This window comes from Stenotrophomonas maltophilia (assembly GCF_001676385.1).
In the GTDB taxonomy this organism is placed as follows: Bacteria; Pseudomonadota; Gammaproteobacteria; order Xanthomonadales; family Xanthomonadaceae; genus Stenotrophomonas; species Stenotrophomonas maltophilia_J.
Genome location: NZ_LYVJ01000002.1, coordinates 1 through 24561, shown reverse-complemented (window position 1 = coordinate 24561; position 24561 = coordinate 1). Strand labels below are relative to the sequence as shown.

Sequence of the window (24561 nt, the reverse complement as noted above, 5' to 3'; positions counted from 1 at the left end):
GCTCGCCACGGCTGGCCCGGGCTCAGGCAGTGACCCGGATCATCTCGCCCAGGGTGCCGGTGATCTGGTCGATCTGCGCCTTGTCCACGATCAGCGGCGGCGACAGCGCGATGATGTCGCCGGTGCAGCGCACCAGCAGTTGGCCATCATGGAAACAGCGCCGGAACACCTCGTAGCCGCGGCTGCCGGCCGCATCGCGGCGCGGCGCCAGCTCGACTGCGCCGACCAGGCCGAAGTTGCGGATGTCGATCACGTTCGGCAGGTCCCGCAGCGCATGCAGCCTTTCCTGCCAGTAATCGCCCAGCTCGATGGCACGCTCGAACAGGCGCTCCTCGGCGTAGACGTCCAGCGTGGCCAGCGCCGCCGCGCAGGCCAGCGGATGGCCGGAGTAGGTGTAACCGTGGAACAGTTCGATCATCTGTGGCGGGCCCTGCATCAGTGACGCGTGCACGGCATCGCTGGCCAGCACACCGCCCAACGGCACGGCTCCATTGCTGACCGCCTTGGCGAACGTCAGCAGGTCCGGGGTGACGCCGAAGCGCTGCGCCGCGAAGGGCATGCCGACCCGCCCGAAGCCGGTGATGACCTCGTCGAACACCAGCAGGATGCCGTGCTGGTCGCAGATTTCGCGCAGCCGCTGCAGGTAGCCGGGCGCCGGCAGGATCACCCCGGCCGAACCGGCAATGGGCTCGACGAACACGGCAGCAATCGTCGAGGCGTCATGCAGGGCGATCAGTCGTTCCAGGTCCTCAGCCAGCTCGGCGCCATGGCACGGCAGGCCCTTGCTGAACGCATTGCGCTGCAGGTCCAGCGTGTGGCGCAGGTAATCCACGCCGCCCAGCTGCAGGCTGAAGGCCTTGCGGTTGTTGGGCAACCCGCCCAGCGCCATGCCGCCGAACCCGACCCCGTGGTAGGCCTTCTCGCGGCTGATGAAGCGGGTACGCTGGCCCTCGCCACGCTGGCGGTGGTAGGCCAGCACGATCTTCATCGCGGTATCCACCGCCTCGGAGCCGGAGTTGGTGAAGAACACATGGTTGAGCGCGCCCGGTGCCAGCGCCGCCAGGCGCTCTGCCAGCGCGAATGCCGGTGGCGATCCCATCTGGAAGGCGGGCGAGTAATCCAGCGTGCGTGCCTGATCGACGATGGCCTCGACGATGCGCGGCCGGGCGTGGCCGGCGTTGCAGCACCAGAGCCCGGCGGTGCCGTCGAGGATCTGGCGGCCGTCGGCATCCTCGTAGTGCATGCCCTCGGCGCGCACCAGCACACGCGGTGCGGCCTTGAACTGGCGATTGGCGGTGAACGGCATCCAGTACGCGTCCAGGGATTCCGGGCGCTGGGTGGCCAGGTCGTTCAGGTCGCTCGCGGAACGTTTCATGCCAGCTCCATCGGGGTCCGATGGGCTGAATGTAGCGCAGCCGCGTCACGGTGGAGTCGCGGACACGCCGGTATAACCGGGGAAACTGTTCCGAGGAGCCCGACATGGCCGAATTCCCCGACCGCAGCCACTGGCAGGCGCTGTCCCAACAGTTGTCGATGCCGAACCAGGCATTCATCGATGGCCGCTACGTCGATGCTGCCAGCGGTGCGCGCTTTGACTGCATCAGCCCGATCGACGGCCGGGTGCTGGCCGCGGTCGCCGACTGCGATGCGCAGGACGTGGAGCGCGCGGTGCTGGCCGCGCGGCGTGCCTTCGAAGCTGGCCACTGGTCGCAGGCCAGCCCGGCCCATCGCAAGCGCGTGCTGTTGGCCTTGGCGGCGTTGGTGGAAAAACACGCCGACGAGCTGGCCCTGCTGGAGACCCTGGACATGGGCAAGCCGGTGCGTGATGCGCGGCGCATCGACCTGCCCGGCGTGGTGCGCTGCCTGACCTGGACCGCCGAGGCGGTGGACAAGCTGTACGGCGAAATCGCACCCACCGGCCCGCACGAGCTGGGGCTGGTCACGCGCGAGGCGGCCGGCGTGGCAGCCGCCATCGTGCCGTGGAACTTCCCGTTGCTGATGGCCTGCTGGAAGATCGCGCCCGCCCTGGCCATGGGCAACTCGGTGGTGCTCAAGCCTTCCGAACGCTCGCCCTTGAGTGCGCTGCGGCTGGCGGCGCTGGCGGCCGATGCCGGGCTGCCCGACGGTGTATTGAACGTGCTGCCGGGCCAGGGCGCGCGCGTCGGCGAACCGCTGGCCCTGCACATGGATGTGGACGTGCTGGCTTTCACCGGCTCCACTGCCACCGGCGCGAAGCTGCTGCAGTATTCAGGGCGATCCAACCTCAAGCGGGTCTGGCTGGAATGTGGTGGCAAGAGCCCGCACCTCGTGTTCGCCGACGCGCCGGATCTGGACGCAGCGGCCAGGGCGGTCGCCCAGGGCATCTTTTTCAACCAGGGCGAAGTCTGTACCGCCGGTTCGCGGCTGCTGGTACAACGTTCGATCCGCGAGGAATTCGTGCACCAGGTGGTCGCCTATGGCCAGCACATGCAGCCGCGGCATCCGCTTGAGCCCGACGCTCCGATGGGGGCACTGGTCGATGCTGCACATGCCGGGAAGGTGCTGGGCGACATTGCTCGCGCCGAAGGCGAGGGCGCCCGCTTGCTGCTGGGCGGGCGTCGTGCGGAGGTGGAAGCGGGGGGGCACTACGTGCAACCCACGGTGTTCGACCAGGTACGTCCCGATCAGGCACTGGCGCGCGAGGAAGTGTTCGGGCCAGTGCTGGCCGTGCTTGGCTTCGAGGACGAGGCCGAAGCCGTGCGCGTGGCCAACGACAGCCGCTATGGACTGGCCGCCGGCCTGTGGACGCGTGACCTGGGGCGCGCCCATCGTGTCGCACGCCAGTTGCGCGCCGGCAGCGTGTGGGTGAACGGCTGGGATGGGGGTGACATGACGGCACCCTTTGGCGGTTACAAGCAGTCCGGCAATGGTCGTGACAAGTCGTTGCACGCGTTCGACAAATACAGCGAGATCAAGGCAACCTGGATCCAACTGTAGCGACGCCCGGCCCCGCGCTCACCTGTAGGGCCGAGCGCATGCCCGGCTGCTATCCGCGGAATGCTGCCGAGCGTGGGCTCGGCTCTACACAGGTGCTTGCTGCGATCGGGCGCGCGGGCGGATACGCGCGCAGGCATCGGTGTCTGCTGAAACCATCGCCCCGTACGGCCGCCGGCCCGTGGCAGAATCGGGCGATCCGCCGTTATCCGTGTTGCCGATGCCGACCATCGCTGCTGCTGCACCATCCGTGAATTCGCCTCGCCGTGTCCTGCTGGCCAGCCTGATCGGCACCACCATCGAGTTCTTCGATTTCTACATCTACGCCACAGCGGCGGTACTGGTGTTTCCGCACCTGTTCTTCCCGGACAGCAGCGAACAAGCAGCGTTGCTGCAGTCCCTGGCGACCTTCGCGGTGGCGTTCGTTGCGCGTCCGGTGGGTTCGGCCGTGTTTGGGCACTTCGGCGACCGCATCGGCCGCAAGGCCACCCTGGTGGCCGCACTGCTGACCATGGGCCTGTCGACCGTACTGATCGGCCTGCTGCCGACCCACGCGCAGATCGGGCTATGGGCGCCGGCGTTGCTGGCGCTGTGCCGCTTCGGGCAAGGCCTGGGGTTGGGCGGCGAGTGGGGTGGGGCGGTGCTGCTGGCGACCGAGAACGCACCGCCGGGCAAGCGCGCCTGGTACGGCATGTTCCCGCAGCTGGGAGCACCGCTGGGCTTCCTGCTGTCGGCCGGCATCTTCCTCGTGCTCGGCCGCTGGCTGAGCCAGGACGACTTCCTGCAGTGGGGGTGGCGCATTCCGTTCGTGGCCAGCGCGCTGCTGGTCGGCCTTGGCCTGTGGGTGCGGCTGAACATCCACGAGACCCCCGACTTCAAGAAGGCGCTGGAGCGAAAGGCGCCTGTGCGGCTGCCCATGTGGACGGTGCTGCGTGACCACCCCGTGCCGATGCTGCTGGGTACGCTGGGCGCGTTCGCCACCTTCGTGCTGTTCTACCTGATGACGGTGTTCAGCCTCGGCCACGGCACTGCAGTGCTGGGTTACAGCCGCGAGCAGTTCCTGCTGATGCAGATGGCGGGCATGTTGTTCTTCGCGCTGGGCATCCCGCTGTCGGCGCGCTATGGGGACCGTTGGGGCACGCGGCGCACGATGATCGTGGCGAGCCTGCTCATCATCGGCTTCGGCGTGCTGTTCGCACCGCTGTTCCAGCCGCACAGCCCATGGCTGGTCACTGCGTTCCTGTGCCTGGGATTGTTCCTGATGGGCCTGACCTATGGACCATGCGGTACGTTCCTGGCCGAGATCTACCCGGTGGAAGTGCGCTATACCGGCGCTTCGCTGTCCTTCAACCTGGCCGGCATCCTGGGTGCGGCGCCGGCGCCGTACCTGGCCACCTGGCTGGCCGAGCGCTTCGGCCTGGTGGCGGTCGGCTATTACCTGTGCCTGACCGCGGCAGCGACCCTGTGTGCACTGGTCGCCCTGCACCGGCGTGCGCTGCGGGTCAGCCAAAGAAGCGCTTGAGCGTGCGTCCCAGCCAGCTGCCGCCCTGGTGCTCGCGGGCGAACTGGTTCAGATGTGCCTTGACCTGCTCGGCGTAGGCCTGGTCATCGCCACGGATGTGGTTGAACAGCCAGCGCGAGAGCATGGTGCGCAGTTCATCGCTGATATCCTCGCCGGCCTGGAAGCGCAGCCGGTACTCGGCCACGCGCTTGATGAAAATCTCATGCACGCGCTTGTGCGCCGCACAGAACGGGTAGCCTGCTTCTTCCATCAGTTCTTCTTCGAACGCGAAGTGGGACATGGTGTAGTCCACCACCTCGTCGATCACTTCCCCTACCGCCACACGCTGCATGCTGGCCTGGGCCACGTGCAGGTGGTTGAGCATCTCGATGATGCGACGGTGTTGTTGGTCGATCACATCGATGCCGATGTTCAGATCGTCCTGCCAGACCAGTAGTGCCATCCCCGGCTCCCCTCGATGCGTATGCCGGGGCCGACTGTAGAGGCGGTGCGCGCAGGCGGCGTTGATCTGGATCAAGGCATGCCGGTCAGGGCCGGTTCGCGCGGGCGCAGCGGAGTGGCCACCCGGGCACAGCTGACGCGGTTGCGGCCGCCGGCCTTGGCCAGGTAGAGCTGGCGGTCGGCCTCGGAGATCAGCCGGTGCAGCGCATCGCGCTGCGGATGCAGGCAGCACAGCCCGATGCTGACCGTCATGCGCAGGGTAGCGGTGCCGATGTCCACTTCCAGCGCGGCAATGCGCTGGCGCAGTTCCTCGAAGTACAGCAGCGCCTCGTCCTGCTCCATGCCTGGCACCAGCAGGCAGAACTCCTCGCCGCCGAAACGCGCGATCAAGTCCTGGCTGCGCGCATGCGCGGCCACCGCACCGGCCACCGCGCGCAATGCGTCGTCGCCGGCTTCGTGGCCATGGGTGTCATTGATGTGCTTGAAGTGATCGATATCGATCATGGCGACCGCAGCGCACTGCCCGTGCAGCTGCAGCTGTGGCAACTGGCGCTGGCTCTGCTCCAGGAAGCAGCGGCGGTTGGGCAGGCCGGTCAGGAAATCGCGGGTGGCCAGATCCTGCAGGGTACCGATCAGTTCCAGCTGATCCACGTTCTGCGAGACGCGGCAGAAGAACTCCTCGCGCGAGAACGGCTTGCGCAGGAAGTCGTTGGCACCGTTCTTCAGGAAACGCGGAATCAGCGAGGCGTCGGTATTGCCGGAGATGCCGATCACCGCCACCTTGTCGCGCGAGCGCAGGGTGCGCAGGCGCCGGGTGAATTCCACTCCCTGCATCCCGGGCATTTCCTGGTCGACCACGGCCAGGCGGATTGCCGGGTGCGCCTCGATCGCGGCCAGGCCCTCGCTGCCGTCGGCGGCCTCGTGGACCTCGTGGCCGTACATGCGCAGCAGCGCCGCGGCATAGCCGCGCGCGGATGGCGAGTCATCCACCACCAGCGCCGCGATACGGCGGTTGCGTTCCAGCCGCTGCACCAGCCACACCAGGTAGTCGATGCTGCCAGGGGTATTCTTCAGCACGTAGTCGATGATCTGCTGCTGCAGCACGCGCCCGCGCAGATCCTCGTCGTACACGCCGCTGACCACCACCGTCGGCAGGTTGCGCTTGAGGAAGAACTCGACCACCGTGTCGCGGTCGCCATCGGCCAGGACCAGTCCGGTCAGCACCAGGAACCAGCCGTCCTCCTGGCTGAGCAGGCGATCGGCCTCGGCCAGGGTGGAGGTGACGACCACCGGCAGTTCCAGGCGTTGCTCGATGGCTTCGCGCAGCATCCCGGTGAACGCGCGGGAGTTTTCAACCAGCAGGATCCGCTGCGGCAGCGGATCGTCCAGGTCGCCATCGGCGGCGACCTGCGGCGGCACGGGCATGATGCGGTGGCTCACGGGGGATGGGCTTGGCACGGATAGCGGCGGTTTCGGGTGTAACTTTAGCGGTGAGCGTTGCGCGCCGGACCAGGTTCCGCATCAGGCCGCGGTCGGCGAAGGGTGGGTGATCGACTCATGCAGGCCCAGTCGCAGCCGATTGCCCTGGCAGTGAACCGTACCGTCGTAGGCAAGCATCCGGCCGGCCAGGCGTTCGACGGCCTGGTGCGTGGCACGTGTCGACAGCGCGCAGCTACGGTCGAGCAGGCTCACGACAACAACGATGCCGCGACGTCCCTCCGCCCGGCCACTTCGGGCACGAATGCAGACCTGCCTGGTCTCCAACACCAGCAGGAGTGACACCGCCTCGATCAAGGAGCGGTAGACGGTCAATTGCCGATCCACGGTCAGCAGGCAGGGATTGCCCGCCAGCCTGGGTGGAATGACGCGATGGGTGTTGTTCAACATATTGCAGTGCAGCGGCATAGCCACCTGCGGACGCTGAATCATCCACAATCCGTATGGCCACACGCTGATCGCGTTCCAGCCTCTGCACCCGTCGCACCGGGCGGTTGATGCTGTCAGGCGTGTTCGCCATCAGACAATCGACGCATTTCTGCTGTTGCACGCGCTTGTCCAGGTCCCGGTCGCAGCTGCCGCCGACCCGCAGCATGGATGGGTTGCGCGGTTCGATCGCCTCGTGCCGCATGCCTGCGGACCTACCCGGATTTACCCCATTGGGATGCGCTACGGGAGCGTGTCACCGTGGTCGCCGTCGATGGCGACCTACAGAAAGGCAGGCTTGGGCGCTTGCTTGATTGCAGCGGTCTTGTTGAGGGCATTGGCAATTTCGGACGCAGTGTCGACGTGGCATGGGTTTGCATCGATCCAGTGGATTATGTCCGATAGGCACTATAGTCTGCGCCCGGTATATGCTGATGGAATTGGGTAGCATCCTTCATGATGCGTATTGCATCCAACCTGGAGGTCAGTGTGAGAAATTTCAAAATTCATGCATTTGCTGGCGCGTTGATGTTGGCACCGTTAGCCGTTTTTGCTTTTGCCCCGGGTGATGACCATGGAGTCAAGATGGCTACCCGAGGGCTCGGTCAGTCGATCCCGCTGGCGGAAAACCTGAGCGTGGATCCCGGTTGGCTGGTCTACGGGTTCGAGCGCGATGGCATGGATTATTTCCAGGTAAACGACCTCGCGGGGCGGGTGCACATTGTGATCGGCAATGCTGCCGGCACGTTCTGGGTGCTACCTGCAGGTGATCCATCCGCGAAGGTATCGTTGCCGGAGCAGCGCCTGCCCGTTCCCGCCAAGGCCAGCAGAACGATTGTCTATCGGGCTGCTGCATTCACGCTTGTCAGATATGCGAGCGGAACTGATACGTTGTGGGCGGTAGAAGCACCTTGATAGGGCCTCTCGCCGGGATATCGGCGAGCCTCAGTATCGGATTGCACGGGCACCTGATGTTCGCCGGGTGCCCGTGACATCTTGGAGCACGGTGGTGTGGGACATGCTGATGCCATTCCACTGCCTTGGCTCGATCCGGTCGCTTGGCTATGAAGCGCGCTACTGCAGAGCAGACGGTGCGGGACAGCTGTACTGTGGTGGAGCACTGGACGTGGCCTCAAGATTGGTTTCGCGATCGAGGAACAGAATTCTGACCCGGTTGCGATAGCAGTCCACGATTCCGTCATAGGCGAGGGTTCGTCCGGTCAGTCGCTCGAACGCCGACATGGTTGTCTGCTGGGAAAGGCGCACATGCGGATCCAGCAGTGACACGACCATGAGGATTCCGCGCTTGGTGCCCATTCTCCCACACCTGGCACGAATGCGGATCTGACCACCTTCATGCTTGAGAAGAATGGAGACCGCATCGATGAGTGTTCGGTAAGCAGCCAACTGCAGTTCCACGCTCAGGTTGCAGGGGTCGCCTTTCAGATCCGGGCGAAGAACGCGCTCCGTGAGCTTCCATGATTCACGGATGCCACCAGCCTGCAAGGCCACGTAAAGCCCTAGGTGCTCCAGACCTGATGGATAGACCATGCTTGTCTGCTCGCGAAACAGCCGCGAATGTACATTCGATGTATGCAGAAGGCTGCTGGCCACTGCGTGATGTCCCTGAGCCTTGAGCCATTCGGCCAGTTCAACCAGGGACGTATCAATGCCGTCGCCAAGCTTGCGAAGGTGCAGGGCACGTTCGCGCAGCTCCATCTCGCTGGCCAATTGCGAGCTCCTTGCAAGATGGATCGCGTCCCTTTCTCCCATCTCGCGCAGTCTGTAACGGTGGTAGAAGTGGGTAATGCGTGATCCGAGCAGTAGCAATACGATGCCGCTGATCGCCATGATCTGCTGAGTGATGAAGGCCGCGGGATCGAATGCGGTTGGATGGGTGTTGGGCGTGGTCAGGCCGATGACCATGTTGAGCACCGGCACTGCAAGGGCAGCACCCTTCCAGCCATACAGGCAGGTAAGCGCGGTCGCTGGGAGCGCCAACAGCAGCAGGAATGTTGCCTTCAATGCAATCCATTCTGTGGGCAGTTGAGTCGCTGTTATTCCGATCAGCAGCATCAATGAAAGTGATGCCAGCATCGGGACTTTCTTTAGCGCGCTCCACTGCTGCTCCACGTCCTGTCGCGCCCACAGCAGGGCGATGGGGGTCACCGTCAGAATGCCGATGAAGTCACCCACACTGTAGCGAGCCGCATTGGTCAGGAAGGGCGTGGTTGGGGGTGTCGGCCAAAGCAGATGCGAAAAGCTCAGGTTGAGCAGAGTAACGACGACGCTGGCAGCGGCTGCAATCAGCAGAAGGCCGATCGTCTGCGACTCTGCCATCAGTCGTCGTTGCAGCTTCACAATCAGCATCACCGCTGGCATGAGGAACGCGGAGGCAACAATGGCCCACGTCAGGCCATACTTCTCGATCATAGGCACGCGGGACTGTGCAAAGTACGCATATTCGCCCAGCAGCAGGTAGGGCCACAGGCGAGGCGGACACAACAGCACGGCCGCCACCCGGATTCCAGCTGGTAGATAAAATTGATCCAGCGACAACTGTCGGGTTGCCCAGTAGGCAACTGCATAAAGCAAGGCCAGCATCAGGCCAGCCGGACGAATGCGCACCTTCAGCAACAATCCTTCTTTCCACCAGTCCAATCGCACGTCCCCCTCTCCTACGTGTCCCCTGTCAGCATCCATTCGCCGCGGGGCCCGGTTCTTCAGGACGGTATCGGTCTGCGAACGATTATGCAATTGCACGACTGCGCATTTGGGGAACTGGTGAACCATCCATCACAGAAGTTGCGTGAAAATCTGTGACGCGTGCAGCACGATGAGCGCCCCGATTTGTTCAGAACGCTCCATACGGGCGTAAATGCAAAATGTTCACCACAAGGCATCCCGCAGCTTGTACCAGGACATCGCCGCGACCAGCAGGGGGGTGCGCAGCAGGCGGCCGCCGGGGAAGGGCGCATGCCGCAGGCGCTGGAACACGTCCAGGCGCTCGCTCTGGCCGGCAATCGCTGCCGCGATGATCTCGCCGGCCAGCCCGGCTGCGGCCACACCGTGGCCGGAGAACCCCTGCGCGAAGTACAGGTTGCCATCCAGCCGGCCCCAGTGCGGGGCGCGGTTGCGGGTAATGTCCACGTAGCCGCCCCAGACCTGGTCCAGTGCCACGTCGGCCAGTTGCGGGAACACCTGGTGCATGCGCCGCTGCATCACCCCGCGCAGGCCGGGAGGAGGCAGCGCCGAGTAGCTGGCACGGCCACCGAACAGCAGCCGGTGGTCGTGGCTGAGGCGGAAGTAGTCCAGTGCCCAGGCGGTGTCCGCCACGGCCATGTTGTTGCCGATCAGGGCGCGGGCGCGCTCGGCACCCAGCGGCGCGCTGGCGCCGATATAGGTGCCGACCGGCATGATCCGGCGTTCCAGCTCGGGCAGCAGGCCCTGCAGCCACGCATTGCCGGCGATCACCAGATGCGCAGCGCGCACGCTTCCCTGCGCGGTGTGCAGGGTGGGCTGGGTGCCGCGCTGTACGCGGGTCACTGCAGAGTTCTCGTGGATCACCACGCCGGCCGCACTGGCCGCATCGGCCAGTCCGCGGGCATAGGCCAGGGGCTGCAGGTGCGCGCTGAGCGGATCGAACATCGCGGCGCGGTAGCGCGGGCTGGCCAGCTGTTCGCGCAGGGCATCACGGTCCCACCACTGCATGGGGTAGTCGTAGTGGCGCTGCAGGTGCTCGCAGTTGGCGCGCAGGTCGCGCTCATGACGCTCGCGGATGGCGACGCTGGCGTGGCCTTCCACCCAATGGCAGTCGATGCCGTGGCGATCGATGCGCGTGCGCATGGCCTGCACCGCATCGCGTGACCAGTCGAACAGGTGGCGCGCATCGTCACGACCGAGCTGACGCTCCAGTTCGTCCACCTCGCAGCCATAACCGACCAGCGCCTGGCCACCGTTGCGGCCGGACGCGCCCCAGCCGATCCGCTGCGCTTCCAGCACCACCACGCGCTGGCCGCGCGCGGCCAGTTCCAGTGCGGCGGTCAGGCCGGTGTAACCCGCGCCCAGCACCGCGACATCCGCATGCACCTCCCCCCGCAACGCGGGCAATGCGGGCGGTTCGGCCAGGCTGGCCGCATACCAGCTGGGGGGGAAGGCGGCGTTCACTGCAGGCCTCGCGGGTGCAGGGCGGGAGGACGGAGCGTGGCAGTTCGATCAGCGTTCACCCGCGTAGTTTCGCCGATGCGCGACGGCATGGCGTGACGGCAGCGGCTTGCCGCGTGCGGTGAGCGACGGGTAACGTGTCCGCACGCCAAGGAGTCTTCCCATGCGCCGCCTGCCCTGGGTGGGCCTGCCCACCGACAGCATCGTGCTCGGCCATCACCGCTTCGCGGTGGCTGGCGAGAAGTACGTGCGCGCGCTGGCAGAGGCGGCTGAGGTGACCCCGGTGGTGCTACCGAGCCTGAAGCCACCGTTGCCGGCCGGCGACTGGCTGCAGGGGCTCGATGGCCTGCTGTTGACCGGCGCAGCCAGCAACATCGAGCCGCAGCACTACGAAGGCGGGCGCAGCTGGCCGGGCAATCCGCATGACCCGGCCCGGGATGCCAATGCCTTTGCGCTGCTGCGCCAGGCGTTGGCGCTGGACCTGCCGGTGCTGGCGATCTGCCGGGGCTTCCAGGAACTGAACGTCGCGCTGGGCGGGAGCCTGCATCCGCAGGTGCATGCCGTACCCGGCCTGGCCGACCATCGCGAAGACCTGCAGGCGCCGGTGGAGGTGCAGTACGGGCCAGCGCATGCCGTAACGCTGGCCGCCGATGGTTGGCTGGCGCAGTGGCACGAGGGTGGCCGCGCGCATGTCAATTCGGTGCACGGGCAGGGCATCGCCCGCCTCGCGCCGGGCCTGCAGGTCGAGGCCCGGGCCGATGACGGGCTGGTGGAGGCCGCGCGCAGCCTCCACCATCGTTTCGTGCTCGGCGTACAGTGGCACCCGGAGTGGCGTGTCATGCACGCGCCGTTCTATCACGCCATTTTCCGTGCATTCGGCCAAGCTTGCCGGCAGCACCAACAGGACCGACTGGAATCCCGATGAGTTCCCGAACGCGCCCGCGCAAGACGGCCACGCCTCCCGTACCGCAGGAAAGCAGCCTGCTGCGCTGGCTGAAGGAGCGGCGGATCACCGAGGTCGAATGCCTGGTGCCGGATATCACCGGCAACGCGCGCGGCAAGATCATCCCCGCCGACAAGTTCTCGCACGATTACGGCACCCGCCTGCCCGAAGGCATCTTCGCCACCACCGTCACCGGCGAATTTCCCGACGACTACTACGAGCTGACCTCGCCGTCGGACTCGGACATGATGCTGCGCCCCGACCCGGACACTGTGCGCATGGTGCCCTGGGCGGCCGATGCCACCGCGCAGGTCATCCACGATTGCTACACCAAGAACGGCGAGCCCCATGAACTGGCCCCACGCAACGTGCTGCGCCGCGTACTGGCCGCCTACGCCGAACTGGGCCTGCGCCCGGTGGTGGCACCGGAGCTGGAATTCTTCCTGGTGCAGAAGAACACCGATCCGGACTTCCCGCTGCTGCCACCGGCCGGCCGCTCCGGCCGTCCGGAAACAGCGCGGCAGTCGTACTCGATCGATGCGGTCAACGAATTCGACCCGATCCTCGACCTGATGTACGACTATGCCGACGCAATGAAGCTGGACGTGGACACGCTGATCCACGAATCCGGCGCCGCTCAGCTTGAGGTCAATTTCACCCATGCCGATGCGATGGACCTGGCCGACCAGGTGTTCCTGTTCAAGCGCACCATGCGCGAGGCGGCGATGCGCCATGGCGTGTATGCGACCTTTCTGGCCAAGCCGATGGAAAACGAGCCGGGCAGTGCGATGCACATCCACCAGAGCCTGGTGCGGGTTAGCGATGGCAGCAACGTGTTCGCCGGGGATGGCGACGCCGAGGGCGAGTTCAGCCCGGTATTCGGCCATTACCTGGGCGGCCTGCAGAAATATGCGCCGCAGGCGATGGCGTTCTTCGCGCCCAACGTGAATTCCTACCGCCGCCTGGTGTTCGGCGAGGTTTCCCCGAGCAACGTGCACTGGGGCTTCGACAACCGCACCTGCGGCCTGCGCGTACCGCTGGATACGCCGGAGAACATGCGCGTGGAAAGCCGGTTCGCGGGCTCCGACGCCAACCCCTACCTGGCGATGGCGGCAACCCTGGCCTGCGGCCTGCTTGGCATCCGCGAGCGGCTGGCACCGGACGCGCCTGTCACCGGCAGCGCCAAGGAACTGGGATACAACCTGCCGCGCTCGCTGGGCGAGGCGCTGGACGGGCTGGAACGGTGCAGCGAGCTGCAGGCCCTGCTGGGCGAACGCTTCTGCCGGGCCTACATCTCGGTCAAGCGCAAGGAATACGAGACTTTCTTCCGTGTCATCAGCTCGTGGGAGCGGGAGTTCCTGCTGCTGAACGTCTGAGCCCCGCAATAGAAAAATCCATCGGCCGGGGGTAGGCTGGCAGCCGTCACCGGCTACCGCCGGTCCTCTTTCTGCATTCTGGAGCACCCGATGAAGCTGCGTATCCTCACGCTCGGCCTGGCCTCCGCCATGCTCGCCGCCTGTGGCGGTGGCAACGGCGGCGCGCAGGACAGCCAGGTCCTGAACGTCTACAACTACAGCGATTACATCGCCGAGGACACCATCCCGACCTTCGAGAAGGAGACCGGGATCAAGGTGACCTACGACGTGTTCGACAGCGACGAGATGGTCGAGACCAAGCTGCTGGCCGGCAACAGCGGCTATGACGTAGTGGTACCGACCCTGAACTTCTTCGGCCGCCAGATCCAGGCGGGCGTGTTCCTGCCACTGGACAAGAGCAGGATCCCGAACCTGGCCAATCTCGATCCGGCGGTGATGAAGCGCATTGCGACCCAGGACCCGGACAACAAGTACGGCGTGCCGTACATGATCGGCACCACCGGCATCGGCTACAACGTGGACATGCTGAAGGAGCGTTTCGGTGGCAGCACCGACATCGCCAACAGCTGGGACCTGGTGTTCAAGCCGGAGAACATCAGCAAGATGAAGGACTGTGGCGTGGCGATCCTGGACACGCCGGCCGACATGATCCCGATCGCGCTGCATTACCTGGGCCTGGATCCGCACAGCGGCGATCCGGCCGAACTGCAGAAGGCCGCCGACCTGCTGAAGTCGATCCGCCCCTACGTGCAGAACTTCCACTCCTCGCAGTACGTGGGCTCGCTGGCCAATGGAGGCACCTGCCTGGTGGTCGGCTGGTCGGGCGACATCATCCAGGCCCGCGACCGCGCCGAAGAGGCCAGCAACGGCGTGCATGTGGCTTATTCCATCCCGAAGGAAGGCGCCCCGCAGTGGTTCGACATGCTGGCGATCCCGAAGGATGCCAAGCACCCCGAAGCGGCGTACAAGTTCATCAACTACCTGCTGCAACCGAAGGTCGCCGCGGCCAACACCAACTTCATCCACTACGCCAACCCGGTCCCGGCGGCGACGCCCCTGGTGGATGAGGCGATCCGCACGGATCCGACCATCTATCCGCCGGCCGATGTGGCCGAGAAGATGTTCACCTATTCAATCAACACGCCGGAGACCGACAAGCTCTACACCCGGCTGTGGACCGAGGTGAAGACCGGGCGTTGAGCCCTGCGGGTGCCGCCGGGCCATGCCCGGCGGAGCGCCTCACCCTTGACCGGGGGCGGCATCACCACCCCGGCCTAGATGCCGCTGGATGGCCGGCAACAGGTCACGTGCATCGCGACCGCCGTTGCACAGGAACGATGAACTCATCCGCTGCAGGTTGTGCATGCCGACGAAGAACAGCCCCGGCTGCGGTGAAACACCGAACTCGCCGAGCGGGTAGCCGTGTGCGTCCAGCACGCCGTCCACGTCCAGCCAGGGCCATTCGGCAATGAAGCCGGTGGCCAGCACCACCGAGTGGATGCCCGCAGCCTGCAGGTCCAGTTCGCGCGGTGAGGCGTCCGGTTCCCAGTGCAGGTAGACCTCTTCTGGGATGTAGCGGGCGTCATCCGTGCGTGGCTCGGGGTGCCTGGCGTAGTAGGCGCTGGCCAGGGCGTCGAGGTAGGCGTACTCGGCCCGCGTTGCCTCGATCGCCCTGTGCAGCTGCGGCCGGGCGTCAGCGAAGCGGGCGATGCCGTGCTCCAGGGCCTGCAGGCGGCCCAGCAGCGTGATGCCGTCCCGATGCATCGCCAGCAGGCTGATCGAGCTGCCCCTGCCCCGCGCACCCTTGCCGGAAATCAAGGGGAATTCGGCGGTCCGTGCCTTGCGCAGCGCGTCCGGTTCGCCGGCCAGCACGCCGGCGGTTTCGCCCACGTGCTGGTGGATGCGCCCGGCCATGTCCCACCAGGTCATCGAGTCCTTGCCGCGCAACCGTCGGGTATGCGAATGGCGTTCGGCCAGCGACCAGTACACGCTGCGCCCGGCGCCCTGCAGGTCCTGGGCGATCTGCGCACCCGACTGGCCGCCGCCAATGACCAGCACCGCGCCCGCTGGAAGCTGGCGCGGACTGCGGTAGTCACCCGAGTGCAGCACTGCCAGGCGGGACCCTGGTACGAAGGGGACCCGCGGCATCCGGGCGCGACGATACTCGCCGGTAGCCACCACCACCGCCCGCGCGTGGATCGGGCCCTGGCTGGTGTCGATGGCGTAACCACCGTCCCTGGCCGTAACCCGATGAACCGCGCAGCCTTCGCTGACCGGCAGGGCGCGCTCCCTCGCATAGTCGCGAAGGTGCCGGATCACCTCGGGCGCGCCCATGAAACCCTCGGGGTCGTCGCCCGCGTAGGCGTGGCCATGCAGGGCCATCGTGGCGTTGGCGGTATTGGTCTGGAAGGAGTCCCAGCGCCGCCGCCAGCTGGCGCCGATGGTTTCGGCCTCCAGCACGCGATGGCTGATCCCCGCGTCCTGCAGCACCGCACTGAGCGACAGGCCGGCCTGGCCGGCACCGATGACGGCCACATCCTGGCCCTGGGCCGATGACGGCAGTGGCGCGCGCCGGGCGAGGGGGGCGGTATCCGGGGAAATCATGCGTGTTCCTCATGCTGGGCGTTTGCACGGTCATTGCGCGCGCCGGCATTGCGAACGATCAAGGCCTGCCGTTCTGAAAAACGTTGCAGAGTCCCTCCGGTGCCGGCGCAACCGGGGCCAGGCGCCGGGGCAGGCAGGTGGGCGCGCGCGGGCCGCGAGCCTGGGCGCAGACCGCGGAGGGGAAAATCCGACAGCCCGCGAGGGGCGGCCCGGAGGACGCTCCGGCCCACTGCCGTCATATCCCCTTCGGCCCCTGGCCGGTAGAATGGCGGCCGCTGTCCATCGCCCGCTCCCGGAGCCTCCATGCCCGTTGAAGCCCAGCCGGCAGCCACCGTCGTCGACACGACCGGTGCGCCCGGCTATCTCTCCATTCGTGACCTGCGCAAGGAATTCGATGGTTTCGTCGCTGTCGACGACGTCAACCTGGACGTGCGCAAGGGCGAAATCTTCGCATTGCTCGGTGGCTCCGGCAGTGGCAAATCGACCCTGCTGCGCTGCCTGGGAGGCTTCGAGACACCCACCAAGGGCAGCATCACCCTCGATGGCCAGCGCCTGGACGCGCTGCCGCCGTACCAGCGGCCGGTCAACATGATGTTCCAGTCCTATGCCCTGTTCCCGCACATGACGGTCGAGCAGAACATCGGCTTCGGGCTGAAGCAGGATGGCCTGGGCAAGGATGCGATCAGCAGGCGCGTCGGCGAGATGCTGGAGCTGGTGCAGATGGGGCACCTGGGCAAGCGCAAGCCGCACCAGTTGTCCGGTGGCCAGCAGCAGCGCGTGGCGCTGGCGCGGTCGCTGGCCAAGGGGCCGAAGCTGCTGCTGCTGGACGAACCGATGGGCGCACTGGACAAGAAGCTGCGCTCGCAGATGCAGCTGGAGCTGGTCAGCATCATCGAATCGTCCGGCGTGACCTGCGTGATGGTCACCCATGACCAGGAAGAAGCGATGACCATGGCTACCCGCATCGCGGTGATGGATGCCGGCTGGATTCAGCAGGTCGGCAAGCCGGACGAGGTCTACGAGCAGCCGGCCAACCGCTTCGTCGCCGGTTTCATCGGCTCGGTGAACCTGTTCGACGGCGTGATCGACGAGGACCTGCCGGAGTACGTGACGGTGCGGTCGCCGCTGTTCCCGGCGCCGATCTACATTGCGCACGGCATCACCTGCTACGAAGGGCAGCCGGTCGCGTTCGCGCTGCGCCCGGAGAAGGTGATGATCGGCAAGGACGAACCGGAAGGGCACACCAACAAGGCGCAGGGCGTGATCGAGGACATCGCCTATTTCGGCAGCCACTCGGTCTACCACGTGCGCCTGCCCAGCGGCGCCAAGGTGCTGGCCAACTTCGCCAACTCGCAGCGTTGGGCCAGCGATGGCCTGACCTGGGGCGATGAGGTCTGGATGCACTGGCGCGACAACGACGGCGTGGTGCTGACCTCATGAGCGCCACCGGCCTGAAACGCTGGCGGCCGGGGCTGCGTGCCACGGTGATCGGCATCCCGTACCTGTGGCTGCTGCTGTTCTTCGCGGTGCCGTTCCTGATCGTGCTGATGATCAGCTTCTCGCACAGCCGGGTTGGCTCGCCACCCTATACCTGGCTGCTGCAGTACGTGGATGGTGCGTTTTCGCTGAAGCTGAACCTGGAAAATTACCTGGCGCTGTTCCGCGATTCGATCTACGCACAGGCGTTCCTGAGCTCGATCAGGATCGCGGCCATCTCCACCCTGCTCACCCTGCTGATCGGTTACCCGATGGCCTATGCCATCGCCCGCCTGTCGCCAGCCGCGCGCAACGTGGCGATGATGCTGGTGGTGCTGCCGTCATGGACCTCGTTCCTGATCCGTGTGTACGCGTGGAAGGCGATCCTGGACCGCAATGGCCTGCTCGACCAGTTCCTGCAGTTCACCGGCCTGCAGGCGCTGATGACTCACATGGGCCTGCCCCGGCTGCAGCTGATCGACACGCCGACCGCTGCCTATATCGGCATCGTCTACTGCTACCTGCCGTTCATGGTGCTGCCGCTGTACGCCAACCTGGTCAAGCATGACCACCGCCTGCTGGAAGCGGCCTACGACCTCGGTGCCAAGCCGTGGCAGGCGTTCGTGCGCATCACCCTGCCGCTGTCCAGGGCCGGCATCATCGCCGGCTGCATGCTGGTGATGATCCCGGCGGTAGGCGAATTCGTGATCCCGGAAATGCTGGGTGGCTCGGAAACCCTGATGGTCGGCCGCCAGCTGTGGAACGAGTTCTTCAACAACCGCAACTGGCCGGGTGCCTCGGCAATGGCGGTGGCGATGATCCTGCTGTTGCTGGTGCCGATCCTGCTGTTCAACCGATCCCAGCAGCGCCTGCTGGAAGGGAAGCAGGGATGAGCCCGCGTGCCGCCAAGGGGGTGGGGTTGGGCGTGTTGCTGCTCGGCTTCGCCTTCCTGTACCTGCCGATCCTGCTGCTGATGTTCTATTCGTTCAACAGCTCGCGGCTGGCCATGGTCTGGGCCGGGTTCTCCACCCGTGCCTACAGCGACCTGTTTGCCGACCGCGCGCTGATGGAGGCAATGTGGACCAGCCTGGTGGTGGCGTTCTGGACCGCCTGCACCGCCACCGTGCTGGGTACGCTGGCGGCGATGGTGATGACGCGTTTCAAGCGCTTCCGCGGCAAGCCGCTGTTCGGCGCGCTGGTTACCGCGCCACTGGTGATGCCGGATGTGATCCTCGGCTTCTCGCTGATGGCGCTGTTGGCCTCGATGGGCGCGATTCCCGGCTTCCCGGCACGCGGCCTGGCCACCATCTGGATCGCCCACGTCACCTTCACCCTGTGCTTCGTCACCGTAGTGGTGTCCTCGCGCCTGCAGGAAATGGACCTGTCACTGGAAGAGGCGGCGATGGACCTGGGCGCCAGCCGGCTGACCGTTTTCACTCGCATCACCCTGCCGATCATCGCGCCAGCGCTGGTGGCGGGCTGGCTGCTGGCCTTCACCCTGTCGCTGGATGACGTGGTGGTGGCCAGCTTCGTTGCCACGCCCGGTTCGACCACGCTGCCGATGAAGGTGTTCGCCTCGGTGCGCATGGGTATCAGCCCGAAGATCAACGCACTGGCCACGTTGCTGGTATCGGCGGTATCGATCGCCGCGGTGATCGGCTGGTACATCAATGCCCGCGCCGAGAAGCGGCGCCAGCGCGACCTGCAGCTGGCGCGGCAGGACAACGGCTGAGCGGATGATCCGTCGGCAGCGCCGGCAACGTGAGGCTCACAGCCGACGGGGCACAATGGGGGCACTTTGATGGAGATTCCCCATGACCGTCGAGATCATCGACCCGGCCACTGGCCGGGTGACCTACCGCCATGAACTGATGGGCGCTGCCGATATCGAGCAGCGCCTGCAGGCTGCCGCCGATGCATTCCCCGGCTGGGCCGAGCGCTCGTTGCAGGAACGAGGCGCCATCCTGCGCCAGATCGCCGCGCAGCTGCGCGCGCGCCGCGACGACCTGCAGCAGGCGATGACCCACGAGATGGGCAAGCTCAAGGCCGAGGCGCTGGCCGAGGTCGACAAGTGCGCGGCGGCCTGCGAGTACTATGCCGATCACGCCGCCGACTACCTGAAGCCGCAGCTGATCGACACCGAAGCGCAGCGCAGCTACGTGCGCTATGAACCGATCGGCTGCGTGTTCGCGGTGATGCCGTGGAATTTCCCGGTCTGGCAGGTGTTCCGTTTCCTGGCTCCGGCGCTCATGGCGGGCAACGTGGCCCTGCTCAAGCACGCCAGCAACGTGCCGCAGTGCGCCGACCTGATCCTGGCGGTGTGCCGTGACGGGGGACTGCCGGACGGTGTGTTCGATGTACTGCACATCAACAACGACCAGGCCGCCGAGGTGCTGCGCGATGCGCGGGTGAAGGCGGTGACGCTGACCGGCAGCGAGCGGGCAGGGCGCTCGATCGCCGCCAATGCCGGCAGCCAGCTGAAGAAGTCGGTGATGGAGTTGGGCGGCAGCGACGCCTTCGTGGTGCTCGACGACGCCGACCTCGACAAGACCGTGGCAGCGGCAGTGAAATCGCGCTTCGACAACAGCGGGCAGACCTGCATCGCCGCCAAGCGCTTCATCGTGGTCGACGCGGTGGCCGATGAGTTCACCCGCCGCTTCGTCGAAGCGGCCGGCCAACGCCGATACGGCGATCCCGACGAACGCGGCACCACGCTGGCACCCATGGCCCGCGCCGACCTGCGCGAAGAACTGCACAGGCAGGTGCAGGACAGCGTAGCGAAGGGCGCGCGGGTCCTGCTCGGCGGCGAACCGATTGCCGGCACGCATGCCGGTTATCCGGCCACCGTGCTCGACCAGGTTGCTCCGGGGATGCCGGCCTACGACGAGGAACTGTTCGGGCCGGTGGCTGCGGTGATCCGGGTCAGCGACGAGGCCGAGGCATTGCGCGTGGCCAACGATACACGTTTCGGCCTGGGCGGCAGCGTGTGGACGCGCGACCCGGTACGCGGCGAGGCCTTTGCGCAGCGCATGGAATGCGGTGCGGCGTTCGTCAACGCCATCGTCAAGAGTGATGCGCGATTGCCGTTCGGCGGCAGCAAGCAGTCGGGCTTCGGCCGCGAACTGGCCGACCACGGCATCCAGGAGTTCATGAACATCAAGACCGTGTACGTGGCTTGATGTGGTCGTCTGTGCAGAGCCGGGCCCATGCTCGGCTGCATGGCAAAATCAGCCGAGCATGGGCTCGGCTCTACATGAAGTGCCCACCTGCCTGGTGGGTATCAACCGTTGGTGGATGCGCTACAGCCAGCCCGAACGCTTGAACAGCCGGTACAGCGCCACGCAGACGCCGCCCACGCCGACAATCATCAGCGGATAGGCCCATGGCTTGTTCAGTTCCGGCATGTGGCTGAAGTTCATTCCGTACCAGCTGGTGATCAGCGTCGGTGCCGCCAGCAGCGCGGCCCATGCACCGAGGCGCTTGACGGTCTCTCCCTGCGCCAGTGTCACCAGCGACAGGTTCACGCTCAGAGCGGTGCCCAGCATCTCGCGCAGCGTATCGATTACATCGCTGATGCGCACGGCATGGTCATGCACATCGCGTACGTAGAGCTTCACTTCGTCGGGGATCAGCTCGCCCTGGTAGCGTCGCAGCTGTGCCAGCACGTCCTGCAGGGGGGCCACGGCCATGCGCATCTTGTTCAACTCGCGCTTGAGCTCGTACAGGCGCACGATCGTGCTGCGTTTGTAGCTCTCGGCAAAGATGTCCTTCTCGAGCAGGTCCAGGGTGTCGCGGAAGCGATGCACGATCGGCAGGTAGTTGTCGACCACGAAGTCGGTCACCGCATACAGGCAGTACGACGGGCCCATCTTCAGCAACTGCGGTTCACGCTCGACGCGTGCACGCACCGGCGCGTACGACAGCGAGGCCCCGTGGCGAACGGTCACCAGGAAGCGCGGGCCGAGGAAGGCATGGGTTTCGCCGTACTGGATGCGCTCGTCGACCATCTGCGCGGTGGTCACCACCACGAACAGCGAGTTGCCGTAGGTCTCGACCTTGGGCCGCTGGTGCGCATTGCGCGCGTCCTCGATGGCCAGGTCGTGCAGGCAGAATTCCTCCTGCAGTTTCAGCAGCACATCGTCGTTGGGATCGTACAGGCCGACCCAGACGAAGCCATTGCCACTGGCGATGACATCGCTGATGGCATCCAGGCCGATATCGTGGCGTTTGCCCTGGTCATCGTAGTGGACGCAGTTGATGACGCAGGCAGGATTGGCCGAGGCAGGTGCGGAAGCGGAGGCGGGCAATGACATGCCCGCCATCGTGCGTCACTGCCGTGTTTCGGACAAGTGAGGACGGTGCCCCAGCGCCCAGGCCAGGGCCGCGTGCACCGGCAGCAGCAGCACGATCCACTGCACGTTGTACTGCGCCTGCAGGCTCAGCCAGTGCAGCACCAGGGCCGCCACGGCCTGCACCGCCAGCAGCCACAGCACGATCCTGAACATGCGGCCCGGCACGCGCCGGCGCAGCAGCGCGATCGCGCCCGGCAGCAGCAGCGCGGCCAGCGGCGACAGCAGCAGCAGGTTGCGGTTGGCCCACGCGGCGTAGTGGGTACTGAAGCCCCACAGGAACACCAGCAGGCTGCCGGCGATGGCGCACAGCAGCCAGAACGGCAGGGCCAGCCCGGCCAGCAGGCGCGGGCGTTGGCGCAGTGCCAGCACGCCGGCGGCGATCACCAGGCCGCACAGCAGCCACGGCCACCAGCGGCGCGCGAACTCCTTCGGCTCCGGATCGATGCGGTGCGGCAGCAGTTCCTGTTCCGACTGCACCAGCGGCCGCCCGTCGCTGTTGCGCACCTGGCGCAGGGCATCGGCCAGCCGCATCGGCACGAACGCCTCCTGCCATCGCGACAGCGGCTGGTCGGCGAAGGGCCCGAGGCCGAGGTCGAAGCCCAGCCACATCCATGGTGCCGGGGAGGCCAGGCGAACCGATTCGCTGCGATAGGTGTTGCCGCGAGAGCGGCCTGACAGCTGCGACTGCAGGCTGCCACCCAGCGCCGTGTCCAGCGTGTCACGCACCATCGTCGCGCAGTTGGCGGTGTAGTAGTCGTAGTGGTAGCGCGCGTTCTCCGGCCTCGCCCGCTCAGCCAGGCCGGCGGCCAGCGCCCGTGCCTGCTCCGGGCGCAGGTCCAGCCACTGCACGCTGGCGCCCCGGCCGGTTTCGTCGTAGTACGACAGGTCCTGCTGCAGCGGCAGCGCTACCAGGTAATACATCATGTCGCCACGCACGAAGCGGCTGATGAAATCGTCCTCGGACGGGTCGAAGTAGCCGAAGTTGTACGAGGTCGCTTCGCCGCTGGCCGGATCGACCACGACGATGGCATCGTGGCCGAAGCGCTCGAAAAACACCGTGCCCGGCTGCATGGTCACCACGCCGATGCGGGGCGCAGCGGCTTCAACGCCCGTGGTGGGCGTGGCGGGTGCCGTTGCCGACGGTTGCGCGGACGCGGACGGTGGCAGCAGCGTGGCGAGCACGCTCACTGCCAGCCACAGGGTCAGGAGCAGGCCGGGGCGCTTCAAGCGTCGTCCTGCGCGTCCGGTGGCAGCACGGTCACGTGGAATGCCTGGACCCGGCGCGCGTCGGCGCGGGCCACGCGGAACATGAAGCGATCCAGCGCAAGCTCGTCTCCGACTTCCGGCAGGTGGCCGACGGCCTCGGTGATCAGGCCACCGATGGTGTCGTAGTCCTCGTCGGAGAAGCTGGCACCGAAACGCTCGTTGAAATCGCCGATCGGAGTCAGCGCATCCACCACGTACTGGCCGTCGGACTGCATGGCGATCTGCGCCGAGGGATCTTCGGCCTCGTCATGCTCGTCGTCGATCTCGCCGACGATCTGCTCCAGCACGTCCTCGATGGTGACGAGGCCGGCGACACCGCCGTACTCGTCGACCACGATGGCCATGTGGTTGCGCGACAGCCGGAACTCCTTCAGCAGCACGTTGAGCTTCTTCGCTTCCGGGATCAGCACCGCCGGGCGCAGCAGCTCGCGCACGTTGGCCGGGCCGTTGTCGGCGACCACGCCGCGCAGCAGGTCCTTGGCCAGCAGGATGCCAAGGATGTCGTCCTTGTTCTCGCCGTGCACGGGGAAGCGCGAATGGCCGGACTCGACCACCTGCTTCATCAGTTCCAGGAAGGGGGCTTCCACCGGCAGCGAGACCATCTGCGAGCGCGAGATCATCACGTCGCCCACGGTCAATTCGGCCACCGAGATGGCGCCTTCCATCATTTTCAGGGTATCGGCGGCGATCAGGCCTTCTTCCTGCGCCGTGTGCAGGACCGCGACCAGCTCGTCGCGGGTATGAGGTTCGCCGGAGAAGGCGGAGGTCAGGCGTTCAAGCCAGCCGCGCTTCTTTTCACTTTGCTCCGCGGGGAAGCTACTACTGTCGTCTTCTGACATCTCTGGAAAAAAGGCACCCGGCAGGCCGGGCGTTGGCCCAAGTCTAGCAGGATGTGGCGGCCTGTCAGTGACTGCCGGCGGACGGGCCGGGGGCGGTCGGGGCCGCTTCCTCCTCCGGCAGGTCCAGGCTGTAGGTGCAGCCGGCCAGGGTCTTGCCGGGATGGGAGGCCACCGTGGAGACGCTGAGAATGATCGACTCGATCTGGGCCTCGCCGCTCTTGGGGTCGGTGACGTCACGGCTGACCAGCTCACGCCCGGCCATGAACTTGCCGTCCTGGTCGTACCCGGTCTCCAGTTCCAGCCGCTTGGCCAGCGGCCGTGGATCGGCCTGGTCCAGGACGGCCAGGATGCTGGCGCCGGCCACCGCCACCTGCTCGGTGGTGGTGCCGAACACCGCGATCGGCCGGGCCAGCCGGTACTCGCTCATGAACGGGTTGCCCTGCGGCAGCGGCTGCAGCCCCTGCGCCACGGCCTTCAACGGGTCGGCCAGCAGGGGCGCCAGCGCAGCGTGCTCGGCCGCGCCCTGGCGGCATTCGATCAGGGCCGGCAGGTCCAGGGCAGCGGCCGGAGCGGATGCGGCAAGCAGCAGGGGCAGGGCAATACGCAGCAGCACGAAGAGTTCCCGTTGTAGAGCCGAGCCCATGCTCGGCTGCATTTCGGTCAGGTTTGCGGGGGGGGGGGG

The 24561-nt window shown here is 66.3% G+C and carries 20 protein-coding genes and 1 pseudogene; 10 read left to right on the top strand and 11 right to left on the bottom strand.

What is annotated here, in order from left to right:
• Positions 1-22 precede the first annotated feature (22 nt).
• The gene (gene aptA, locus A9K58_RS02455) at positions 23-1375 is read right to left on the bottom strand and encodes an omega-aminotransferase AptA (RefSeq protein ID WP_065197829.1); all 1353 of its coding nucleotides are present in this window, start codon (positions 1373-1375) and stop codon (positions 23-25) included.
• 104 nt (positions 1376-1479) lie between these two features.
• On the opposite strand from aptA, the gene A9K58_RS02450 reads away from it, so the two are divergent.
• Both A9K58_RS02450 and A9K58_RS02445 read left to right on the top strand, forming a co-directional pair.
• Entirely contained in the window at positions 1480-2976 is a 1497-nt protein-coding gene (locus A9K58_RS02450; RefSeq protein ID WP_065197828.1) for an aldehyde dehydrogenase, read from the top strand.
• Positions 2977-3193: 217 nt separating this feature from the next.
• Positions 3194-4495, top strand: a complete 1302-nt coding sequence (locus A9K58_RS02445; RefSeq protein WP_065197827.1) for an MFS transporter — start codon at positions 3194-3196, stop codon at positions 4493-4495.
• Here A9K58_RS02445 and A9K58_RS02440 read toward each other — a convergent pair.
• The 3 genes and pseudogenes from A9K58_RS02440 to A9K58_RS02430 form a co-directional block, all read right to left on the bottom strand.
• Positions 4476-4937 carry a bacteriohemerythrin gene (locus A9K58_RS02440; RefSeq protein WP_065197826.1) on the bottom strand — a complete coding sequence of 154 codons (462 nt, stop codon included), beginning with the start codon at positions 4935-4937 and terminating at the stop codon, positions 4476-4478. The genes A9K58_RS02445 and A9K58_RS02440 overlap by 20 nt on opposite strands.
• A gap of 71 nt (positions 4938-5008) precedes the next feature.
• Complete coding sequence (locus A9K58_RS02435) at positions 5009-6361, bottom strand: GGDEF domain-containing response regulator (protein WP_065198129.1); 1353 nt, start codon at positions 6359-6361, stop codon at positions 5009-5011.
• A gap of 96 nt (positions 6362-6457) precedes the next feature.
• Positions 6458-6829: pseudogene (locus tag A9K58_RS02430) on the bottom strand (MASE1 domain-containing protein); the annotation flags it as partial.
• Positions 6830-7315: 486 nt separating this feature from the next.
• On the opposite strand from A9K58_RS02430, the gene A9K58_RS02425 reads away from it, so the two are divergent.
• Entirely contained in the window at positions 7316-7774 is a 459-nt protein-coding gene (locus A9K58_RS02425) for a hypothetical protein (protein WP_065197824.1), read from the top strand.
• Positions 7775-7933: 159 nt separating this feature from the next.
• Here A9K58_RS02425 and A9K58_RS02420 read toward each other — a convergent pair whose 3' ends face one another.
• Together A9K58_RS02420 and A9K58_RS02415 are read right to left on the bottom strand one after the other, a co-directional pair.
• Positions 7934-9562: an MASE1 domain-containing protein gene (locus A9K58_RS02420; RefSeq protein WP_475282630.1), complete on the bottom strand. Its 1629-nt coding sequence runs from the start codon at positions 9560-9562 to the stop codon at positions 7934-7936.
• 186 nt (positions 9563-9748) lie between these two features.
• On the bottom strand, positions 9749-11026 hold the full coding sequence (locus A9K58_RS02415) for an NAD(P)/FAD-dependent oxidoreductase (RefSeq protein WP_065197823.1): 1278 nt from the start codon (positions 11024-11026) through the stop codon (positions 9749-9751).
• 160 nt (positions 11027-11186) lie between these two features.
• Here A9K58_RS02415 and A9K58_RS02410 point away from each other — a divergent pair, with 160 nt between their 5' ends.
• From A9K58_RS02410 to A9K58_RS02400, 3 genes are all read left to right on the top strand, one after another.
• A complete protein-coding gene (locus A9K58_RS02410) occupies positions 11187-11948 on the top strand; it encodes a gamma-glutamyl-gamma-aminobutyrate hydrolase family protein (protein ID WP_065197822.1) in 762 nt (253 codons plus the stop codon).
• Positions 11945-13342, top strand: a complete 1398-nt coding sequence (locus A9K58_RS02405; protein ID WP_065197821.1) for a glutamine synthetase family protein — start codon at positions 11945-11947, stop codon at positions 13340-13342. The genes A9K58_RS02410 and A9K58_RS02405 overlap by 4 nt, the downstream gene beginning before the upstream one ends.
• A 90-nt stretch (positions 13343-13432) precedes the next feature.
• Entirely contained in the window at positions 13433-14542 is a 1110-nt protein-coding gene (locus A9K58_RS02400; RefSeq protein WP_065197820.1) for a polyamine ABC transporter substrate-binding protein, read from the top strand.
• A 39-nt stretch (positions 14543-14581) separates the two neighbouring features.
• Here A9K58_RS02400 and A9K58_RS02395 read toward each other — a convergent pair whose 3' ends face one another.
• A complete protein-coding gene (locus A9K58_RS02395) occupies positions 14582-15946 on the bottom strand; it encodes a flavin-containing monooxygenase (protein WP_065197819.1) in 1365 nt (454 codons plus the stop codon).
• Positions 15947-16249: 303 nt separating this feature from the next.
• Between A9K58_RS02395 and A9K58_RS02390 the strand changes: the two genes are divergently transcribed.
• The 4 genes from A9K58_RS02390 to A9K58_RS02375 all read left to right on the top strand — a co-directional run bounded on the left by A9K58_RS02390 (position 16250) and on the right by A9K58_RS02375 (position 20601).
• A complete protein-coding gene (locus tag A9K58_RS02390; RefSeq protein ID WP_065197818.1) occupies positions 16250-17386 on the top strand; it encodes an ABC transporter ATP-binding protein in 1137 nt (378 codons plus the stop codon).
• Positions 17383-18315, top strand: a complete 933-nt coding sequence (locus A9K58_RS02385; protein ID WP_065197817.1) for an ABC transporter permease subunit — start codon at positions 17383-17385, stop codon at positions 18313-18315. The genes A9K58_RS02390 and A9K58_RS02385 overlap by 4 nt, the downstream gene beginning before the upstream one ends.
• On the top strand, positions 18312-19154 hold the full coding sequence (locus tag A9K58_RS02380) for an ABC transporter permease subunit (RefSeq protein WP_065197816.1): 843 nt from the start codon (positions 18312-18314) through the stop codon (positions 19152-19154). Before A9K58_RS02385 ends, A9K58_RS02380 begins: the two co-directional genes overlap by 4 nt.
• Before the next feature lie 82 nt (positions 19155-19236).
• Entirely contained in the window at positions 19237-20601 is a 1365-nt protein-coding gene (locus A9K58_RS02375; protein WP_065197815.1) for an NAD-dependent succinate-semialdehyde dehydrogenase, read from the top strand.
• Between the two features lie 120 nt (positions 20602-20721).
• Here A9K58_RS02375 and A9K58_RS02370 read toward each other — a convergent pair whose 3' ends face one another.
• From A9K58_RS02370 to A9K58_RS02355, 4 genes are all read right to left on the bottom strand, one after another.
• Entirely contained in the window at positions 20722-21744 is a 1023-nt protein-coding gene (locus A9K58_RS02370) for a magnesium and cobalt transport protein CorA (RefSeq protein ID WP_065197814.1), read from the bottom strand.
• A gap of 6 nt (positions 21745-21750) precedes the next feature.
• Positions 21751-23001: a lipoprotein N-acyltransferase Lnb domain-containing protein gene (locus tag A9K58_RS02365; RefSeq protein WP_065197813.1), complete on the bottom strand. Its 1251-nt coding sequence runs from the start codon at positions 22999-23001 to the stop codon at positions 21751-21753.
• Entirely contained in the window at positions 22998-23879 is an 882-nt protein-coding gene (locus A9K58_RS02360; protein ID WP_065197812.1) for an HlyC/CorC family transporter, read from the bottom strand. Before A9K58_RS02360 ends, A9K58_RS02365 begins: the two co-directional genes overlap by 4 nt.
• Before the next feature lie 64 nt (positions 23880-23943).
• Positions 23944-24522, bottom strand: coding sequence for a hypothetical protein (locus tag A9K58_RS02355; protein ID WP_065198127.1), 579 nt, complete (start codon positions 24520-24522; stop codon positions 23944-23946).
• Between the last annotated feature and the right edge of the window lie 39 nt (positions 24523-24561).